The 18,632-nt window shown below is 44.7% G+C and carries 18 protein-coding genes; 14 read left to right on the top strand and 4 right to left on the bottom strand.

The window, feature by feature from the left end; all coding sequences use genetic code 11:
• Position 1 precedes the first annotated feature (1 nt).
• From mlaD to QWZ04_RS08555, 6 genes are all read left to right on the top strand, one after another.
• Entirely contained in the window at positions 2-493 is a 492-nt protein-coding gene (gene mlaD / locus QWZ04_RS08580) for an outer membrane lipid asymmetry maintenance protein MlaD (RefSeq protein ID WP_290326973.1), read from the top strand.
• The gene (gene mlaC / locus QWZ04_RS08575) at positions 493-1,140 is read left to right on the top strand and encodes a phospholipid-binding protein MlaC (protein ID WP_290326971.1); all 648 of its coding nucleotides are present in this window, start codon (positions 493-495) and stop codon (positions 1,138-1,140) included. The genes mlaD and mlaC overlap by 1 nt, the downstream gene beginning before the upstream one ends.
• A 1-nt stretch (position 1,141) precedes the next feature.
• The gene (locus tag QWZ04_RS08570; protein ID WP_290326969.1) at positions 1,142-1,450 is read left to right on the top strand and encodes an STAS domain-containing protein; all 309 of its coding nucleotides are present in this window, start codon (positions 1,142-1,144) and stop codon (positions 1,448-1,450) included.
• A gap of 13 nt (positions 1,451-1,463) precedes the next feature.
• A complete protein-coding gene (gene ibaG / locus QWZ04_RS08565; RefSeq protein ID WP_290326967.1) occupies positions 1,464-1,718 on the top strand; it encodes a BolA family iron metabolism protein IbaG in 255 nt (84 codons plus the stop codon).
• Positions 1,719-1,727: 9 nt separating this feature from the next.
• Positions 1,728-2,993: a UDP-N-acetylglucosamine 1-carboxyvinyltransferase gene (murA, locus tag QWZ04_RS08560; RefSeq protein ID WP_290326965.1), complete on the top strand. Its 1,266-nt coding sequence runs from the start codon at positions 1,728-1,730 to the stop codon at positions 2,991-2,993.
• Positions 2,994-3,064: 71 nt separating this feature from the next.
• Positions 3,065-3,796 carry a 1-acylglycerol-3-phosphate O-acyltransferase gene (locus tag QWZ04_RS08555; protein WP_290326963.1) on the top strand — a complete coding sequence of 244 codons (732 nt, stop codon included), beginning with the start codon at positions 3,065-3,067 and terminating at the stop codon, positions 3,794-3,796.
• Between the two features lie 68 nt (positions 3,797-3,864).
• Here QWZ04_RS08555 and QWZ04_RS08550 read toward each other — a convergent pair whose 3' ends face one another.
• Positions 3,865-4,254 (bottom strand): RidA family protein, encoded by a 390-nt coding sequence (locus tag QWZ04_RS08550; protein ID WP_290326961.1) that lies wholly within the window; start codon positions 4,252-4,254, stop codon positions 3,865-3,867.
• A gap of 73 nt (positions 4,255-4,327) precedes the next feature.
• A complete protein-coding gene (locus QWZ04_RS08545; protein ID WP_290326960.1) occupies positions 4,328-4,879 on the bottom strand; it encodes a YtfJ family protein in 552 nt (183 codons plus the stop codon).
• 208 nt (positions 4,880-5,087) lie between these two features.
• Between QWZ04_RS08545 and QWZ04_RS08540 the strand changes: the two genes are divergently transcribed.
• Positions 5,088-5,297 (top strand): DUF1107 domain-containing protein, encoded by a 210-nt coding sequence (locus QWZ04_RS08540; RefSeq protein WP_290326958.1) that lies wholly within the window; start codon positions 5,088-5,090, stop codon positions 5,295-5,297.
• A gap of 1 nt (position 5,298) precedes the next feature.
• On the opposite strand, the gene msrA is transcribed toward QWZ04_RS08540, so the two are convergent.
• Positions 5,299-5,931, bottom strand: coding sequence for a peptide-methionine (S)-S-oxide reductase MsrA (gene msrA, locus QWZ04_RS08535; RefSeq protein WP_290326955.1), 633 nt, complete (start codon positions 5,929-5,931; stop codon positions 5,299-5,301).
• A 192-nt stretch (positions 5,932-6,123) separates the two neighbouring features.
• Here msrA and tamA point away from each other — a divergent pair, with 192 nt between their 5' ends.
• Both tamA and tamB read left to right on the top strand, forming a co-directional pair.
• On the top strand, positions 6,124-7,842 hold the full coding sequence (gene tamA, locus QWZ04_RS08530; RefSeq protein ID WP_290326953.1) for an autotransporter assembly complex protein TamA: 1,719 nt from the start codon (positions 6,124-6,126) through the stop codon (positions 7,840-7,842).
• Positions 7,839-11,609, top strand: a complete 3,771-nt coding sequence (gene tamB, locus QWZ04_RS08525) for an autotransporter assembly complex protein TamB (RefSeq protein ID WP_290326951.1) — start codon at positions 7,839-7,841, stop codon at positions 11,607-11,609. The genes tamA and tamB overlap by 4 nt, the downstream gene beginning before the upstream one ends.
• 69 nt (positions 11,610-11,678) lie before the next feature.
• Here tamB and fbp read toward each other — a convergent pair whose 3' ends face one another.
• A complete protein-coding gene (gene fbp, locus QWZ04_RS08520) occupies positions 11,679-12,698 on the bottom strand; it encodes a class 1 fructose-bisphosphatase (protein WP_290326949.1) in 1,020 nt (339 codons plus the stop codon).
• 325 nt (positions 12,699-13,023) lie between these two features.
• Between fbp and mpl the strand changes: the two genes are divergently transcribed.
• The 5 genes from mpl to thiQ all read left to right on the top strand — a co-directional run bounded on the left by mpl (position 13,024) and on the right by thiQ (position 18,626).
• Positions 13,024-14,379, top strand: a complete 1,356-nt coding sequence (gene mpl / locus QWZ04_RS08515; RefSeq protein ID WP_290326947.1) for a UDP-N-acetylmuramate:L-alanyl-gamma-D-glutamyl-meso-diaminopimelate ligase — start codon at positions 13,024-13,026, stop codon at positions 14,377-14,379.
• A 9-nt stretch (positions 14,380-14,388) separates the two neighbouring features.
• Entirely contained in the window at positions 14,389-15,015 is a 627-nt protein-coding gene (locus QWZ04_RS08510; RefSeq protein WP_290326945.1) for a flavin prenyltransferase UbiX, read from the top strand.
• A 235-nt stretch (positions 15,016-15,250) separates the two neighbouring features.
• Positions 15,251-16,228, top strand: coding sequence for a thiamine ABC transporter substrate binding subunit (thiB, locus tag QWZ04_RS08505; RefSeq protein WP_435433596.1), 978 nt, complete (start codon positions 15,251-15,253; stop codon positions 16,226-16,228).
• A gap of 102 nt (positions 16,229-16,330) precedes the next feature.
• The gene (gene thiP / locus QWZ04_RS08500) at positions 16,331-17,929 is read left to right on the top strand and encodes a thiamine/thiamine pyrophosphate ABC transporter permease ThiP (protein ID WP_290326940.1); all 1,599 of its coding nucleotides are present in this window, start codon (positions 16,331-16,333) and stop codon (positions 17,927-17,929) included.
• Positions 17,922-18,626, top strand: a complete 705-nt coding sequence (gene thiQ / locus QWZ04_RS08495) for a thiamine ABC transporter ATP-binding protein (RefSeq protein ID WP_290327078.1) — start codon at positions 17,922-17,924, stop codon at positions 18,624-18,626. Before thiP ends, thiQ begins: the two co-directional genes overlap by 8 nt.
• Positions 18,627-18,632: the final 6 nt, after the last annotated feature.

Raw genomic sequence — 18,632 nt, 5'->3', positions numbered from 1 at the left:
CATGCGACAGACACGTAAAACAGAACTACTGGTAGGTGGCTTTGTATTGGCTAGTATTATTGCTGTATTGATAATGGTCATTAAGGTTGCAGACGTGAGGAGCTTCGGCTCTAGTGAAACTTATACCCTGAAAGCTCAGTTCGATAATATCGGCAGCTTGAAATCTCGATCCCCTGTGAAAATTGGTGGTGTGGTCGTAGGCCGAGTGAGTGATATTACTTTAGACTTAGAACAATACTTGCCTGTGGTTACGATAGAAGTTGAAACCAAATACGGCCAATTTCCAGAAACATCAAGCGCTCAAATACTCACGTCGGGCTTAATTGGCGAGCAATATATTGGCTTGGTTCCTGGCTTTGTCGATGAAGATATCGATATGTTAGTAAACGGGGATTTTATTGAAGACACCAAATCAGCGCTAGTACTTGAAGATTTGATCGGCCAAGTACTGTATCGCGTTGGTGGTGATACAGCGACATCGGAGGTTCAATAATGGCGATTTTAAAGCAGTGGATTTCAGCGGCGTTCATTACCATGCTAACCAGCTTTTCGGTTTTTGCGGCGGAAGACATCAATAGAACCGAGCCTTATCAAATGATGAAGGCGGTAGCAGACAAAACATTTACTCGCTTAAAACAAGAACAACCTGAAATAAAACAGAATCCGGATCACTTGAAAGTGATCGTAGAAGAAGAGTTAATGCCCTATGTAAACGACCGCTACGCAGCGTTAAAATTACTGGGTCCAAACTTAAAGAAGGCAAAGAAAGAAGACGTTCGAGTATTTATCGATGCATTTCGAGCATACCTTGTGACTTCTTACGCCCAAGTCCTGACACAATATACGGATCAGCAGATCGTGTTCTCTCCAGAACGTGATCTTGACCCAGAACGAAGAATTATTTCAATTTCTGTAGAAATTGTCGATAAGCCAAATCCTAATATAAAGCTCGACTTTAAATTACGAAAAGACAAGAAAACGTCTGAATGGGCGGCGTTCGACATGGTTGCAGAGGGCATCAGTTTGCTTTCTAGTAAACAATCGGAATGGAACGGAAAAATCAGAAAAGACGGCATTCTTGCGGTAAGTAAAGAACTGCAAAATATTGCAAATCAATCGATTACCGTAAAGGAAAAATAACATGGTGCAACGCCAATGGAATATAACATCAGAGCAGGGCGTTCAGCTATCAGGGGATCTTGATAGAGAAAGCGTCCCTGGCCTATGGCGTACCATTCAGGCGTGGCAACCGAGTACGAATCAAATTAATTTAAACTTATCTCTGGTCCAACGTGTTGATTCTGCGGGTATGGTCATGCTGATACATTTATTAGAGCATGCAAAAAAACAAAACTGTCATATAATGTTCAGCTTTGTGCCCGAACAACTGCACACTTTGTGTCGGTTAAGTAATGTAGAATCAATATTGTTAGACCATATAGAAAGCTAGGCAGGGGTTGACCGTGGACAGCGTAGAAGTAAAAAAACTACTAGACGAAGCATTGAATTTAGATGAAGTGCATGTAAAAGGAGAAGGCAGTCATTATGAAGTGATTGCTGTTGATGCTTGTTTTGATGGTATGAATCGCGTTAAGAAACAACAGCTGATTTATGGCCCGCTTATGGCTCACATCCAACGTAATGACATTCACGCTCTTTCTATTAAGGCTTATACGCCGGAAGAGTGGGCTCGTGATAAGAAACTGATGTCTCTATAAGGTTTATTGATGGAAAAGTTTCGAGTAAAAGGTTCTTCTGCCCCTCTGAGTGGTGAAGTCTCAATTTCTGGCGCTAAAAATGCTGCCTTACCCATTTTATTCGCTGCTATTTTGGCTGAAGAGCCAGTAGAAGTGACCAATGTGCCTAAGTTACGTGATATCGACACCACAATGGAGTTGTTGACACGATTAGGCGCAAAAGTAGAACGAAATGGTTCAGTTCATGTCGATGGACGTGGTATTGACCAATTTTGTGCTCCTTACGATTTAGTGAAAACCATGCGTGCGTCAATTTGGGCTTTGGGTCCATTGGTTGCTCGTTTTGGTAAAGGCCAAGTGTCGCTACCTGGCGGCTGCGCTATTGGTGCGCGTCCGGTCGATTTGCACATTCATGGTTTAGAGCAACTGGGTGCAACCATTACCCTTGAAGAAGGCTACGTGAAAGCGGAAGTTGATGGTCGCTTAAAAGGCGCTCATGTTGTGATGGACAAAGTGAGTGTTGGCGCAACAATTACCGTGATGTGTGCAGCAACACTGGCAGAAGGCAAAACCGTGCTTGATAACGCCGCTCGTGAGCCAGAAATCGTCGATACGGCGGATTTCTTGAATACGCTTGGTGCAAAAATCACTGGCGCAGGAACAGACACCATCACGATTGAAGGCGTTGAACGTCTTGGTGGCGGTAAGCACGCCGTGGTCGCTGATCGTATTGAAACGGGTACTTTCCTTGTTGCTGCTGCCGTGTCTGGTGGTAAAGTCGTGTGTCGCAATACCAAAGCCTCTTTGCTTGAGGCGGCACTGGCTAAGCTAGAAGAAGCGGGCGCTTTAATCGAAACCGGTGATGATTGGATCAGCCTAGACATGACCGATCGTAAGCTAAAAGCTGTTTCTATTCGTACTGCTCCGCACCCGGGTTTCCCTACCGACATGCAAGCTCAGTTTACGTTGCTAAACATGATCGCAGAGGGAAGTGGCGTGATTACCGAAACGATCTTTGAAAATCGCTTTATGCACGTCCCAGAGCTGATGCGTATGGGAGCCAAAGCTGACATTGAAGGTAATACCGTAATTTGTGGTGATACCGATGGGCTAAGCGGCGCGCAAGTGATGGCTACTGATTTACGAGCTTCAGCAAGTTTGGTTATTGCAGGCTGTATTGCCGAAGGCGACACCATCGTAGACCGTATTTATCATATTGACCGTGGCTACGACCGAATTGAAAACAAACTGGCTAAACTCGGCGCAAACATAGAGCGCTTTAGAGAAACGAGCTAATTTGATGACATCATCAAAAGCCGGAATCTTTGGGTTTCGGCTTTTTTGTAATTAAACTGGAATAAAAACAAATGATCGCTTTTTTACGTCTTATCGCTGTCGCGATATTTGCCATATTAATGTTCGTATTTGGCTGTGGCTATTGCCTATTAAGCCCACGAAACCCAAAGCACGTATTCACCTTTGGTCGTTACTTTGGCTATATGTCACGAGTGTTTGGCATTAAGTTAGAGTTGCGGATTCCAGATGATGCTTATGAACGTGGTCAGCATGTTTATGTAGCAAACCACCAGAACTCTTGGGATCTGTTTACTATCTCGTCTGCGGTGACTCCAAAGGTTGTGACCGTTGGTAAAAAGAGCCTGATGTGGTTGCCACTATTCGGTCAGCTTTATTGGATTACTGGTAACATATTGATTGACCGTGCAAATCGTTCTAAAGCGGTAGGTACTATCGGCCAAGTGGTTGAGCAAATCAAAGCGTCTGGTGTTTCTGTATGGATGTTCCCTGAAGGAACTCGTTCTCGTGGTCGTGGTTTATTGCCATTTAAAACAGGGGCTTTTCATGCGGCTATCGGTGCCGACGTTCCTGTTATTCCGATTGTTTGTAGTACGACTCAAGACAAGATAAAACTGAACCGTTGGAATAATGGTCACGTTATAGTGGAAATGCTGCCTCCAGTCAGTGTGGAAGGTTACAGCAAAGAAAATGTTCGCGAGTTAGCGAATGTTTGCCGCGAGCAAATGAAAGAGAAGCTTGCAGAGCTGGATGCAGAAGTAGAAATTCTGAATCAGAAAAAATAGTGAAATTCTTTTCTATGCCTTAAATAAAAAGGAGTGCTTAGCACTCCTTTTTGTCATCTTTATTCAGCCTATTTACGAACCGCAATCGCTTCGATTTCAATCAGTACATCTTTTGGCAGACGAGCAACTTCAACGCATGAACGTGCAGGGTAGTTAGCAACGTTATGTTCGTCAAAGAAAGCACCGTACACTTCATTTACAGCGCCAAAATCATTCAAATCTTTTACGAAAACCGTCATTTTTACGATGTCAGTTACGCTTAGTCCTGAAGATTCTACAACAGCTTTCACGTTATCCAGAGACTGACGGGCTTGGTCTGCAATAGCTTCTGGCACTTCACCAGTTACAGGGTTTACAGGAATTTGGCCTGAAGTCATAACCATGTTGCCAAGGTCAACACCTTGTACATATGGGCCGATAGCAGCTGGTGCTGAGTCAGTATGAAGTACTTTAGTCATTTTCTTTTCCATTAATGGGAGTAGAACAAAAGGAGAGCTGCTAGGGAGCCGCTCTCTATGGGACACTGCCAGTTTATAGGCTCGCTTTCACTTTCGCTAGTACGTCGGCAATTTCCTGCTCAGTCAGTGTGCCTTCTTTAACAAACAGTACTTTGCCCATTTTATCTAATGCGATGATAGCTGAGCTCTCTTCTTCAAGCCCCCATGTTTTGGCAACGACACCATTTTCATCAACGACGATCGAAGACCATGAGAACTCTTGTTTACTGTCTTCTGCTGAAGATTTAACAAACGAACCGGTTCCCCACATTGAATCGTCTTGGTTGATGATAGTTGTGGTTTGGTAGCTTTCTCGAGAAAACTCAGCGGCAGTGATCGCGGCGATTAGAGGCGCGTTCATTTTCTTTGAGCTTTTACGTCCAGCGATGGCTTGAATGATGCGAGCTTTGCCATTTAGCTGTTCGCTTTTCCAGCCTGCATAGGCCGTTTTATCGCCGTCGAGTACCACTTCGCCATGACTTGCTACCATTACGCTTGGTACCGAATGTCCAACTTCAATATTGTGCGCCCAGCTCATCATTGGTGCAGCAGTCAGGCTAAGAGCCAATAGAGTTTTTAGTTTCATAATGATATCCGTCTACTTTGTTGGGGTTTATTTCTGAAGTATCAATAGGGTAGCTCATAATTGAAATTATGTTAGTTCAAAGTCGCACTTTTTGGCGTTAATTTTGCTTGGGTATATAAAAAGACAAAGGCTTGACGTTGGTCGTATTAATTCAATATATGATTCTTCGATTGAAGTCCTTGATATACAAGAATAGGCGGAAACAATTATGGAAAGAGTCTTTACGCACTATCATCCACGGCAGGTGGCAAAATTTGTCAAAACGCTATTTTGTGGCTCGTTCCTCATTAAAGGGATTGGGGTCTTCTTTTTTGAAAAAGGAAAGGTCGTGCTACCTGACCTGAACAACCGAGAAATGCTTTCCATAATGAAAGAAGTCAACCAAACGATTGACTCCTTAAGCCTTGCTAGTACTTAGATTATAGCTCCGGAGGGAAGCACACTCCGGTTCCACCTAGTCCGCAATACCCTTGCGGGTTCTTCGCCAGATATTGTTGATGGTAGTCTTCGGCAAAGTAAAACTCTAGCGCTGATTTGATTTCTGTTGTAATGCTGTCACGCTTTATTTCAGTCAGCGCTTGTTGATAAGCTTGCTTACTCGCCGTTGCTATCTCAAATTGAGAGTCATTATAGGTATAAATGGCAGAACGATATTGAGAACCGCGATCATTACCTTGTTGTAGACCTTGAGTTGGGTCGTGATTCTCCCAGAAGTGGCTCAGTAGCTGAGTGAGGGAAATCACTCGAGCGTCGAACACGACTTTAACCACTTCTGTGTGGGCGGTATTGCCACTGCAGACTTCATCGTAGGTTGGGTTTTTGGTATAACCACCACTGTAACCAACCGCGGTAGATTGAACGCCATCTAACTGCCAAAATAGACGTTCAGCCCCCCAAAAACAGCCCATCCCTAATAGTATCTGTTGTTGTTCACTTTCGATGGGTGCGTTAAGATCACTTTGATTGATAAAGTGTTTTTCACTCGGAATGATCGCAGTTTCTCTGCCAACTAGTGCTTCTTGTGGTGAAACAATGGTGTTTTTATTGAGCATAATGTCTTCCTTGTTATGATATTGCTCAATAGAACCTAATGTCGCCGTGTATTTTATTATCATTAGTTAGGCATGAGTTTAGGTTTATCGAGCATTTTTATATAATCGTGGCTAATGAGGCTAGGTCTCATTTTATATTTTTGCTATGTTAGCGTTACCATCAATACGTGGTTGTATCATATAAGTATCAGCATGTTAAATCTTAGAACTTTTACTCCTTTATTATTCGTATTTGTCCTACTGACTTCTTCCAATGCGCTAGCCACTAAGCTAGATGTCACTGGGCTAGAGGGCGATTTAGCGACAAACGTAGATGCTTACCTGTCTACTATTGATGAAAAAGAATACTCAACTTCATTGAGGTTCCAGTCTCGTCTTGAGGAAAATATTATCAACGCTTTGAAAGCGTTGGGCTATTACCAACCAAGTATTGATTTTCTTGTTGCAGAGGATCAGCAAACGCTGAATGTTCAAGTCGCGCCTGGGCCTGCAACTTTGATTGCTCAAAGTAATATCACCATTCTCGGTGAAGCTGAAAATGACGAAGACTTCCAAGCTCTACTCACCGCTTCCCAAGTCAAAGTTGGGAAGGTTCTTAATCACAGTCACTACGAAGCGCTAAAATCCGGTCTCAGTAACCTTGCTTTGCAAAAAGGCTATTTTGACGGGGAATTTGTTGAAACTTCGATGAAAGTTGCACCAACGCATCAGCAAGCCTTGATTACTATCGTTTATAACAGTGGAATACGTTATCACTTTGGTGCCGTTTCCATTGATGGTAGTCAAATCAATGAAGACAGAATTCAGTCTTTGGTGCCATTTGAAGAAAACGATCCCTATTTGGCGACTCAGGTTGGTGAGTTAAATCAAAACCTCTCTAATACGGAGTGGTTTTCGTCTGTACACGTAGAACCTAATTTATCTGGTGTTGGTGAAACTCGTCAGTTGCCTATGCGGGTGGTTTTGGCACCACAATCTAAAAATCAGTTAGAAACCGGCCTCGGTTATTCAACTGATATTGGCCCTAAAGCGACGTTAACGTGGAAAAAACCTTGGCTAAATGATCGAGGCCATAGCTTTCGAACCTCATTGTCTGTTTCTCAACCCGAGCAAACGGCCACAGCCAGCTATAAGATCCCCTTAGAAGACGTGCTTGATGAGTACTATGAAATTAAGTACGGAATGAAGAACACTAACAAGCAAGATACCAAGAGTTTTGAGAATAATTTGGCAGTAGAGCGCCATTGGCAATTGGAGTCTGGCTGGCATCGCACTGTATACGTTCGGTACTTGTTTGAAGACTATACACAAGCTGATGTGAGTAATCGCTCTAAGATGCTTCTGCCCGGAATATCATTTACACGGGTGCGAGCTCGTGGAGGCTCTATGCCGATGTGGGGCGACAAGCAGGTTGTGAAATTTGAGGCGACAGATAAATTTTTACGCTCCGATGCTGATTTATTCCTTATTCAAGGTAGAACCGCATGGATTCGAAGTATTGGTAATAACCATCGCGGTTTAGCCCGTATTGATGGTGGTGCTATTTATACCGATGAATTGGATAAGATCCCGCCCTCGTTACGTTTTTTTGCTGGTGGTGATAACAGCCTGCGTGGTTATGGTTACGAATCGATTTCTCCTACCGACAGTAGTGGCAAACTTACAGGCGGCCAATATACGGTGACGTCCTCGCTAGAGTATCAATATCGCGTGGTTGGGGACTGGTGGCTTGCCGCATTTGTTGATTACGGTGACGCTTGGATAGACACGCCTGATTGGAAAATGGGCCGCGGTGTCGGTGTTCGTTGGGCATCGCCCGTAGGTCCTATTCGTTTAGATTTTGCATGGCCAGAAGATACAGATAAGTGGGATGATTTTCGCATCCACTTCACTTTAGGGCCTGAACTATGAGAAAAAGTGCAGCTAAATGGTTGGTGAGACTGGCTTTAACCATCCCAACACTTATCCTCATTGTTTTATTGTTACTTGGTGGACTTCTGTTTACCAATACAGGTCTTAAGTTAGCACTCTGGGGAGCTGAAAAAGCGCTACCGCAGCTTCAGGTTACGGATGTTGATGGGGCGTTAATGACGGGCTTTCAACTTTCTAATGTGGCGTTTGTTGATCCTGACCTGTTCATCGATCTGGCAGCAGAGCAGGTCGAATTGAATCTAGACGCTCAGTGCCTACTTACCCCAGCGGTTTGCATTGATAAGCTGCGAGTATCAGGGCTTAAATTTGCATTGACGGGCACCGCTGAAAGCGAGGCTCCGGTGGAAGGTACTCCACCACTGACCGAAATTACTCTACCGTTACCAGTAGCGGTTAAGTCGATCCTGTTAAATGATATACAGCTAGATATTCTTGGTACACAAGTTGAATGGCAACATTTTTCAAGCTCTGTAGCAATGGAATCGCGTTACCTTACATTGGGCAAAACGCTTTGGCAGGATATAGGGCTGACCTTACCGGTTTCAAATGAAGCGGATGCTGAGCAAGTAAAGCAAGTAGGCCAAACCACGGCATCTTCGACCGAGCCAGCGAACATTGAGCTGCCTGAAGTTTGGATACCGTTGGATGTAGATATTGAACAGATAGACATTCAGCGCTTCATTATGAATGGTGATAGTCCTATGAAGGTCAATCATCTTGGTTTGTCCGCAAAGGCGGCGGACCATCATGTCACCATTCGTTCGATCTTATTAGACATGCCTGAAATCGATGCTGATCTAGAAGGATCGATTGATTTACAAGCTGGCTATCCTCTGGACGTTCAATTAAATGCCGCGTTAAAAGAAGGGGACTTAAACGGTCAAACTCTCGCTTTATCGGCGAATGGTAGTGTTGAGCATTTAGGCTTAGATGCTCGTTTTGGTGGGGTAGTAGAAGCCTTGCTCAAAGGGGAACTTGAACCTCTTAATTCTGACTTACCATTTGATGCCAAGTTAACAAAAGGCAAGCTTCAATGGCCATTGAAAGGAAAACCTGGCTATCAGGCACAGATTGAATCTCTAGCATTACATGGGTCGTTATCCGGTTATGATATTGATACCAAATTGGCTGCACAAGGTACTGATATTCCAGACTTAGATTTACAGCTTTCGGGTGCTGGTAGCTTAGAATACATTGACCTTAAGTTACTCAAGTTGGGAGCGCTTGGTGGGCAAGTCATAGGTGAAACCAGTGCTCATTGGGCTGAACAAGTACGCTGGCAAGCGAATATTGGCTTGGAAAATATCCAACCAGGGCTGCAATGGCCAGAATTACAAGGTGCTGTTAGCGGCAATATCACGACTGTTGGTCATTTAACAGAGCAAGGTGGGTGGTACGTTGAATTGCCCTTATTAGCTCTTCAGGGAGACTTAAGAGGCTATCCTCTGTTGGTTAATGGCGATGTCATAGCACAAGACGTATCTGGTAAAGGGGATCTGAAACTGGTTACCGAAAGCCTGAGTATCGCTCATGGGCCAAATACGGTTTTTGCCTCTGGTCAGCTTGATAAAACATGGCAACTGGACCTTGATTTAAAGTTCCCTGATTTTGCGAAATCCCTCCCGGAATTAAGCGGAAATATGCTGGGTAAAATTGAGCTAAGAGGCGAGTTGGAACAACCCGATGTGTTCGTTGATATTGCGATTAATGACACCAACTGGAACCAAGAAGCAAGCTTAGAAGAGTTAACCCTGCAAGGTCAAATCCAGCCATTACCGGTGCCCAAAGGCGATGTTACACTTGCGGCGAAAAACATGGCTTACCAAGGGCAAGTGATTGATTCGGTTGATCTTCGCTTCAAAGGGGATGAACAAGATCACCAACTTACTCTTGATCTCTTGTCCGATATCGCGTCAGCAAGCGTTAAAGTTGCCGGTGCGCTGCAACAAGAACCGCATCTAGTTTGGTCAGGTGCGTTAGAGCGAGCAAAGCTAACTTCAGAGCAAGGGACGTGGCAGTTAGATCATTCAACGTCGATTACATTTGATGGAAAGAGTAATTTAGCCAATGTCGATGCGCATTGCTGGCAACAAGCTGACTCTCAACTTTGTTTGACTGAAAGCATCCAAGCAGGGGAAAGTGGAGAGGTGAACCTGACGCTATCTGCTTTCAATTTTGATCAGATCAAAATGTTCTTACCAAAAAATACCGAACTGACGGGTGGTGTTGATGGGCAGGTTTGGGCTAAATGGGCTCCAGACGAGAAGCCTCAAGTTAAAGCGACCATTGATCTACCGAAAGGGCAAGTGGTTCAAAAACTGGAAAACCCGCTCACTTTAGGTTGGGACAAGATAACGATCAAAACCGAACTGAAAAACAATCAGTTATTTGCCCAGTGGTTGTTTGATTTAACCGACAACGGTGATGTTCAAGGACAAGCTTCCATCGATAAAGTGCTGGCAGACGACAGAACCATCGACGGCAACTTAAAGATAAGCCAGATCGACCTTAATGCACTTAAACCGTTAATCGGAGAGTTCAGTGAAGTGAATGCCAATATCCATTCGGATTTGCGCTTTAGCGGCCCAGTGTTACACCCTGAACTATACGGTGATTTCACAATTGATGACTTGGTAGCAAAAGGAGAAATCACCCCTGTTAATGTCGATTTAGGTAAGTTGGTTGTGGCTCTTAACGGTTATGCTGCAACAGTTAATGCCAGCTTAGCGACACCTGACGGAACGTTAGATATTACCGGTGATGGTGATTGGTCTGATTTATCTGCTTGGAAGAGTAACGTGCGTATTTTCGCAGAAGAACTCAATGTTAATCTGCCGCCAATGGTGCAGATTAAAGTGAAGCCAGATATGGTCGTCACTGCGACACCAGAAGAAGTGCGAATAGATGGTGATATCTCACTACCGTGGGGGCGCATAGACATTCAGGAGTTGCCAGAGGCCGCGATTGGTGTTTCTTCTGACGAGGTACTGCTTGATGATAACTTTGAAGTCGTCAAAAATGACAGCGCACTGCCAATGAATATTGTGACCAACATTAATATTTCTATTGGTGATGATTTTGAACTGAAAGCCTTTGGTTTGGAAAGTGGCCTGAAAGGGAAGCTTAAAGTTTCGCAAAAAGACAACAGCCCTTACATTGTTGGCGAAGTTAACCTTATTGATGGTACCTACCGATCCTTTGGTCAAGACTTGCAAATAAAGCAAGGCAAGATCTTAATGAATGGCCCCGCAGATCAACCTTATGTATCCATAGAGGCGATACGCAACCCAGACAACACTCGGGATGATGTAACCGCTGGTATTAGGGTGACGGGTTCTGCTTCTGAGCCAACAGTGACCATTTTCTCTGACCCATCAATGCAGCAGGCTAACGCTTTATCGTACCTATTAAGAGGGCAAGATATTGACGCGGAAACCGGTGGCAATATGATGACAACGACACTGATTGGGCTCAGCCTTGCCAAGAGCGGTAAAGTGGTTGGAGAGATTGGCCAAGCGTTTGGTGTTCAAGATTTACAACTTGATACCGCAGGATCAGGTGATGATTCTCAAGTGACCGTAAGTGGTTATATTTTACCTGGATTGCAGGTTAAATACGGCATGGGTATCTTTAACTCGTTAGGCGAATTTACCGTTCGTTATCGCTTGATGACGGATTTGTATTTAGAGGCCGTGTCCGGTGTGACGAGCGCTGTAGATCTCTTGTATCAATTTGAATTTGATTAACCTGAATGCTTTAAAGCGTCAAAAAAAAGCCCTCATCATGAGGGCTTTTTGGTATTACGTAACGACAAATTACAAGTTGTCGTTATGGTAGAATTCCATAAAAGATTCTACCTTTTTAACCATGTTCTTTGAACCACAGAAGAAAGGCACACGCTGGTGTAATTCTGTCGGTTTGATGTCTAGGATACGCTGATTTCCGTCCGTTGCTAAACCACCAGCTTGCTCAATAAGCATCGCCATCGGGTTGCATTCGTAAAGAAGGCGCAATTTACCATTAGGATAAGACTCAGTACTTGGGTAAAGGTAGATACCACCTTTGAGCAAGTTACGGTGAAAGTCAGATACTAACGAACCAATGTAACGTGAAGTGTATGGGCGGCCTTTTTCAGGCACACTTTCTTGGCAGTACTTAATGAACTTTTTCACGCCCGTTGGGAATCGAATATAGTTACCTTCATTGATGGAATAGATAAAGCCATCTTCAGGCGTCATTAGCGCTTCATGAGAAAGACAGAATTCACCAATTGAAGGGTCGTAAGTAAAGGCATGGACCCCTTTACCGGTTGTGTAGACCAACATAGTAGAAGAACCGTAAACCACATAACCTGCTGCCACTTGTTCATTACCAGGTTGCAGGAAATCTTCTTGTGTTGGTGGTGTGCCTTTTTCAGAAACACGACGGTAAATTGAGAAAATAGTACCGACGGAAACGTTTACGTCAATGTTTGAAGAACCATCGAGTGGATCCATCAAAACAACGTACTTTGCGTTTTTGTTCAACTCTTTGTTGAACGCAACCGCCTCGTCTTCTTCTTCACTGGCTACACCACAAACTTGATCACGAGCTTCCAATGCTGCTTTAAATTTGTCGTTTGCGTATAAATCGAGCTTTTGCTGCTCTTCGCCTTGAATGTTATCAGTACCAACGGCACCAGTGATGTCAACAAGACCAGCTTTGTTGATTTCACGGTTAACAATTTTAGCAGCCAGTTTGATTGAACCTAGCAAAGAGGAGAGTTCACCGCTAGCATGGGGGAAGTCATGCTGTTTTTCGACAATGAATTCACCTAAGGTGCGAATATCAGACATCTTTTTTCCTTTATCTCAGATGAGTGAGTAAATTATATTGTCGCTTATCCGCTTTGGGAGGTACCTTCTGAGGAAGGTAGGTTAAGTAGATAAACTAATACCAAGTAGACGTAGGTCGATGACCCCTCTTAAGTGGAGGTTATTCGCCACACTTCATATTGTATAAGTTTGATCTTTATTATGGTAATGAAGTAACTCGATTGTTAATGGGTTTATTCGCTCGTTTTTTCATTTATTTACGGCAAAATGACCGTATGTTGAAACAGCAATTAAAGTGGTTAAGCATTCTTAAAGTAATCACATAATGAGCAGTTAGGATTCCAATATGCACATACACATTCTAGGCATTTGCGGCACATTCATGGGCGGCGCTGCCATTTTAGCAAGGCAGCTCGGACATAAAGTAACAGGAAGTGACGCAAACGTTTACCCCCCAATGAGCACCTTGCTTGAGTCTCAGGGGATCGACATCATTCAAGGCTACGAAAGCGCTCAATTAGAGAGCAAGCCAGACCTGGTGGTGATTGGCAATGCAATGAGCCGTGGTAATGAATGCGTGGAATACGTGCTCAATCACAACTTAAAATATATTTCAGGGCCGCAATGGCTACAAGAATTTCTATTACACGATCGCTGGGTGTTGGCCGTTTCAGGAACTCACGGTAAAACCACAACAGCAAGCATGTTGACCTGGATATTGGAAGATTGTGGTTACCAGCCAGGCTTTCTCGTTGGCGGGGTTTTAGGTAATTTCGGTCTGTCAGCTCGATTAGGTGAAAGTATGTTCTTTGTGGTAGAAGCGGACGAATACGACAGTGCTTTTTTTGATAAGCGTTCTAAGTTCGTTCACTACCGACCAAGAACCTTAGTGATGAATAACCTAGAGTTCGATCATGCTGACATCTTTGACGATCTTGAAGCGATTAAGCGCCAATTTCACCACTTAGTGCGAACAGTGCCGGGTAATGGCCGAATCTTCGCACCTAAACAAGACAAAGCGATTGACGATGTTTTACAGCGCGGATGTTGGAGTGAAACGGAGTTCAGTGGCGAAAAAGGTGAATGGCAGGTTAGTAAGCACAAAAAAGATGGCAGCGATTTTGATGTGATATTAAAAAATGAGAGAGTAGGCCGGGTTCAATGGGATTTAGTTGGCGAACATAATGTCAATAATGCACTAATGGCCATTGCAGCGGCGCGACATGTTGGCGTAACACCGGATTTAGCCTGCGAATCGTTAGCCAAATTCATTAATACTAAGCGCCGGTTAGAGCTTAAAGGTGAAGTGAAAGGTGTGACGGTTTATGACGATTTTGCTCATCATCCAACCGCGATAGAACTGACCTTACAAGGTCTGCGTGACAAAGTGGGCGCCAAGCGTATTTTGGCTGTACTAGAGCCTCGATCCAGTACAATGAAGTTAGGCGTGCATAAAGACACACTTGCGGCATCGCTTAATGTGGCGGATAACGTCTATCTTTTTCAACCAGACAACATCACATGGTCAGTTGAAGACATCGCGACACAGTGCTCTTCCCCTGCCTATACAAACCCAGACATGAATGCCTTTGTTGCTCAAATCATTGCAGATGCACAACCTGACGATCAGATTCTTGTAATGAGTAATGGTGGCTTTGGTGGCATTCATCAGAAGCTATTGGATGGCTTAGCAAGAAAATAAGAGGCAACCATGAACAAACATCAAAAATCCATCACCTTGGCATTTACTGGGGCCTCTGGGGCTCCTTACGGATTGAGACTCCTTGAATGTTTATTAGCGGCTGATTTCCAAGTTTTTTTGCTTATTTCATCGGCGGCACGAGTTGTACTGGCAACAGAACATGGTTTAAAGCTGCCAAGTGGCCCTGACGCAGCTAAACAAGCGCTAGTTGAACACCTGCACTGCGACCCTGAAAAATTGGTGGTATGTGGTAAAGACGATTGGTTTTCACCCGTTGCTTCGGGCTCTGCCGCTCCAAAGCAAATGGTGGTTTGTCCTTGTAGTGCAGGCAGTGTTGCTGCCATTGCCCATGGGATGTCTGATAATTTGATAGAGCGTGCCGCTGATGTGGTGATGAAAGAGCGGGGCCAGCTCTTGTTGGTGGTGCGTGAAACGCCATTTTCGACATTGCACCTAGAAAACATGCACAAACTGTCTCAGCTTGGGGTCACCATCATGCCTGCTGCTCCTGGCTTTTATCATCAACCGAAGTCGATTGAGGACTTAGTTGATTTTATGGTTGCTAGAATATTAGATCATCTTGGTGTTGAACAAAAAATGGTACCACGTTGGGGTTACGACCAAAGGCCATCTTAATGATTGAGTGGTAATGCATATAGCTCAATGATGTAGAACAGTTTACAATGCTGCAACGTTTGATACTCATCAAACCAAAACTCTCGGGGTGCTGAGGCATGTTGCCGACGCTGAGAATCATACCCGTATACCTGAACCAGATAATGCTGGCGTAGGAATTGAGCTTGAACCTTTCACCTCAACCCCTGTGCCGCTCACTCATAAAGGATAGGAGCGAGCTGTGAACAAAACACTGATGTCAGTAGCTGTAGCTACACTGATTTCCCCATTCGCCATGGCGAATACCGATACGCTAACCGTTTATACTTACGACTCATTTGCTGCTGATTGGGGCCCAGGCCCAGCGGTTAAAAAAGCGTTCGAAGCACAATGTGGCTGTACGTTAAATTTGGTTGCCTTGGATGATGGTGTCACCATTTTGAATCGCTTGCGCTTGGAAGGAAAAAACAGCAAAGCGGATGTACTGCTTGGCCTTGATAACAACCTAATGGCCGAAGCTAAGCAAACCGGCTTATTAGCTGAGCACAGCGTAGATACTTCAGCGGTGGTGGTACCCGGTGGCTGGCAAGATACCACTTTTGTCCCATACGATTTTGGCTATTTCGCTTTTGTATACAACAAAGAAGCTTTAAAGAATCCTCCTAAAAGCTTAAAAGAGCTGGTTGAGCAACGAGACGATCTTAAAGTTATCTATCAAGACCCTCGGACGTCAACGCCAGGACAAGGCCTGATGTTATGGATGAAATCTGTCTATGGCGATAACGTCAGTGATGCATGGCAGCAGTTAGCGAAGAAAACCGTCACTGTTACCAAGGGCTGGTCGGAAGCGTATAACATGTTCTTGAAAGGTGAGTCTGACATGGTGTTGTCTTATACGACGTCCCCGGCTTATCACATCATCGCAGAGCAAGACGAAAAGTATGCAGCAGCTAGCTTTTCTGAGGGGCACTACACGCAAGTTGAAGTGGCTGCAAAAGTAAAAGCAAGTAAAAACCCAGAGCTAAGTGAGCAATTTATGCAATTTATCTTAAGCTCAGAGTTCCAATCTGCTATGCCTACTGGTAACTGGATGTACCCTGCAACCGACGTTGAATTGCCAAAAGGGTATGACGCGCTTTCTGTTCCAAGTAAGGCTCTGTCTTTTTCTCCGGAAGAAATCGCAAAACAGCGTAAAAGCTGGGTGCGTGAGTGGCAAAGTGCATTAACTAATTAGTTTCGTTATTCGTTTTCGACTCTCGTTAGGTTACTCTCTGTTCTTTATATTGTTTGAGCTGTGCATAATGCGCAGCTCTCTTCTTACTATAAGCGACCTGTCGTGATCAGACGTGTTCCTAAGTCCGGCATCATTGCCGCTATTGGCATTGCCCTTTTCGTTATTGCAGCCTTGAGTGCTTTGTTACTGCACGCCCCTTCTTTTGATCCAAGCTACATCTGGAGCGATCCTTACTATCGCCATGTGACTCAATTTAGTTTCTACCAAGCCTTTTTGTCGACTTTACTCAGTGTCGGCTTTGCGATTCCGGTGGCTCATGCCATTTCAAAACGGAAGTTTTGGGGCAGAAGCCTGCTGCTTAAACTGTTTGCTAGCACCTTGGTCTTACCCGTACTAGTCGGTGTATTTGGTCTACTTGCCATTTATGGTAACAGCGGTTTATTGATAGACGGGCTAAAGGGGTTAGGGCTAGAACCAGACTTTTCTATTTATGGATTAAACGGCATCTTGTTGGCCCATGTCTTTTTTAATTTACCTTACGCAACACGCTTGTTGGTGCAATCTCTGGACGGGATACCATACGAACAACACAAGTTGTGCGCCCATCTAGGAATGAATCACTGGCAAAAATTTCGCTGGGTAGAGTGGCCTAGGCTAATGCAACAGTTACCACATGTTTGTGGCCTCGTTTTTATGCTTTGCTTTACCAGTTTTGCAACCGTCATGGCGTTGGGAGGTGGGCCGAAGTCAACGACAATTGAGTTGGCCATCTACCAAGCGATTAAATTTGATTTTGATCTTCAAGCAGGGGCTTTGTTAGCTATATGGCAAATGTTGCTGTGTGGATTACTGGCTTTGGCCATTCAAAAACTGGCAAAGCCGCAGCCCACATCTATCGGGTCGTCACAAAGTTCGTCAGCGTTTAGAAGAGACAGTAAGTTAGCCAGAGCATGGGACGGGTTTTGGATACTAGGTTCGGTGTTTTTGGTTATTCCGCCGTTATTGATGGTGGTGGTGAGTGGCGTCAACCCAAGCGCCTTAGCGGTGCTACTGGATGGCAATTTTTGGCAGGCACTGGCGGCGTCATTGCAAGTGGCCGTGTTGGCGAGCATTGGATCCCTGACATTAGGTTCGATGATCTTAGCGACGAGCCGAATATGGCGCTTAACCGGAAAAACGTTCAAAGCCGATAAAATAGAATTGATAGGCACCATTATTCTCGTTACCCCCGGCTTGGTGGTGAGTACGGGGTTGTTCTTGCTGATGCGAAGCATTACCGATGTATTTAGTGTCGCATTTTGGGTTGTGATTGCGGTCAACAGCTTAATGGCCTTGCCATATGTGATTAAAACACTGGCTCAGCCGATGTTTCAATTAGTACAGCAATATCAGTACCTAACCGCAAGTTTGGGTGTGGCGGGCTGGGACCATTTGAAGTTAATGGAATGGCGTGCATTACGTAAACCGATTGCTCATGCGCTTGCGATCAGTTTTATGCTATCGATGGGGGATCTCAGCGCCATCGCATTATTTGGTGGTCAAGAATTTAGAACCTTACCTCTGTATCTGTTCCAAATGTTAGGAAGTTATCAAATGGATGCAGCGGCGGCCGTTTCTTTGAGCCTTTTAATTGTGAGCGTATTGAGTTTCATCATTATAGAAAGATTATTAAAAACGGAGGCTACCCGTGGCAATGCTTGAGTTAACGAACGTCAATTACCAATATCAGCAAGAGCTGTTTACGTTTAACCTGCAGGCTGACCAAGGAGACATTGTCGCTCTTATGGGCCCAAGTGGCGCCGGGAAGTCGACTTTACTGGCATTGGTTGCTGGGTTTATTGAGCCGAGCAGCGGTGAGATCAGCGTTGATCAAGCGAGTTTGTTGGGGCTATTGCCACACCAACGACCGCTTTCAATGCTATTTCAAGAGCATAACCTGTTTGCTCATCTCACTATACGAGAAAACATTGGCCTTGGTTTGCATCCAGGCCTTAAGCTCTCGCAAGCGCAGCACCAGCAGGTGAGCGATGCGGCGGAACTTGTCGGGATTGAAAGCTATCTAGGCCGATTACCAGAGCAACTGTCAGGAGGCCAAAAACAACGGGTTGCTTTAGCTCGATGCTTTGTACAGCCTCACCCTATTTGGCTGCTCGATGAGCCATTTTCCGCACTCGATCCCGTTATTCGAGAAGACATGCTGGAGCTGGTGAAAAGGCTCGCCGTCGAAAAAGGGATTACCATCGTGATGGTGACACACCATATTAGTGACGCGAAGGCGATTGCGAGTCAATTTGCCTTTATGCGTAATGGTGAGGTGGAAAGTGTGGGCACCATTGAGGAACTGACTCAAAATCACAACAATCCACACCTCAGTGCTTTTGTTCGCGCTGGGGAGTGATGGTGA

This window comes from Vibrio tapetis subsp. quintayensis (genome assembly GCF_030409945.1).
Classification (GTDB): domain Bacteria; phylum Pseudomonadota; class Gammaproteobacteria; order Enterobacterales; family Vibrionaceae; genus Vibrio; species Vibrio quintayensis.
The sequence above is the reverse complement of the archived record's forward strand: the minus strand, read 5'-3'. Positions and strand labels throughout refer to the sequence as shown.

Excerpts from the sequence above, each read along its gene's own strand:
- tamB (WP_290326951.1), top strand. The coding sequence starts at position 7,839 with ATGAGAAAAAGTGCAGCTAAATGGTTGGTGAGACTGGCTTTAACCATC.
- QWZ04_RS08545 (WP_290326960.1), bottom strand. The coding sequence starts at position 4,879 with ATGAAACTAAAAACTCTATTGGCTCTTAGCCTGACTGCTGCACCAATG.
- QWZ04_RS08540 (WP_290326958.1), top strand. The coding sequence starts at position 5,088 with ATGGAAAGAGTCTTTACGCACTATCATCCACGGCAGGTGGCAAAATTT.
- murA (WP_290326965.1), top strand. The coding sequence starts at position 1,728 with ATGGAAAAGTTTCGAGTAAAAGGTTCTTCTGCCCCTCTGAGTGGTGAA.
- QWZ04_RS08550 (WP_290326961.1), bottom strand. The coding sequence starts at position 4,254 with ATGACTAAAGTACTTCATACTGACTCAGCACCAGCTGCTATCGGCCCA.
- thiB (WP_435433596.1), top strand. The coding sequence starts at position 15,251 with ATGTCAGTAGCTGTAGCTACACTGATTTCCCCATTCGCCATGGCGAAT.
- msrA (WP_290326955.1), bottom strand. The coding sequence starts at position 5,931 with ATGCTCAATAAAAACACCATTGTTTCACCACAAGAAGCACTAGTTGGC.
- QWZ04_RS08510 (WP_290326945.1), top strand. The coding sequence starts at position 14,389 with ATGAACAAACATCAAAAATCCATCACCTTGGCATTTACTGGGGCCTCT.
- fbp (WP_290326949.1), bottom strand. The coding sequence starts at position 12,698 with ATGTCTGATATTCGCACCTTAGGTGAATTCATTGTCGAAAAACAGCAT.
- thiQ (WP_290327078.1), top strand. The coding sequence starts at position 17,922 with ATGCTTGAGTTAACGAACGTCAATTACCAATATCAGCAAGAGCTGTTT.
- mlaC (WP_290326971.1), top strand. The coding sequence starts at position 493 with ATGGCGATTTTAAAGCAGTGGATTTCAGCGGCGTTCATTACCATGCTA.
- QWZ04_RS08555 (WP_290326963.1), top strand. The coding sequence starts at position 3,065 with ATGATCGCTTTTTTACGTCTTATCGCTGTCGCGATATTTGCCATATTA.
- mlaD (WP_290326973.1), top strand. The coding sequence starts at position 2 with ATGCGACAGACACGTAAAACAGAACTACTGGTAGGTGGCTTTGTATTG.
- QWZ04_RS08570 (WP_290326969.1), top strand. The coding sequence starts at position 1,142 with ATGGTGCAACGCCAATGGAATATAACATCAGAGCAGGGCGTTCAGCTA.
- tamA (WP_290326953.1), top strand. The coding sequence starts at position 6,124 with ATGTTAAATCTTAGAACTTTTACTCCTTTATTATTCGTATTTGTCCTA.
- mpl (WP_290326947.1), top strand. The coding sequence starts at position 13,024 with ATGCACATACACATTCTAGGCATTTGCGGCACATTCATGGGCGGCGCT.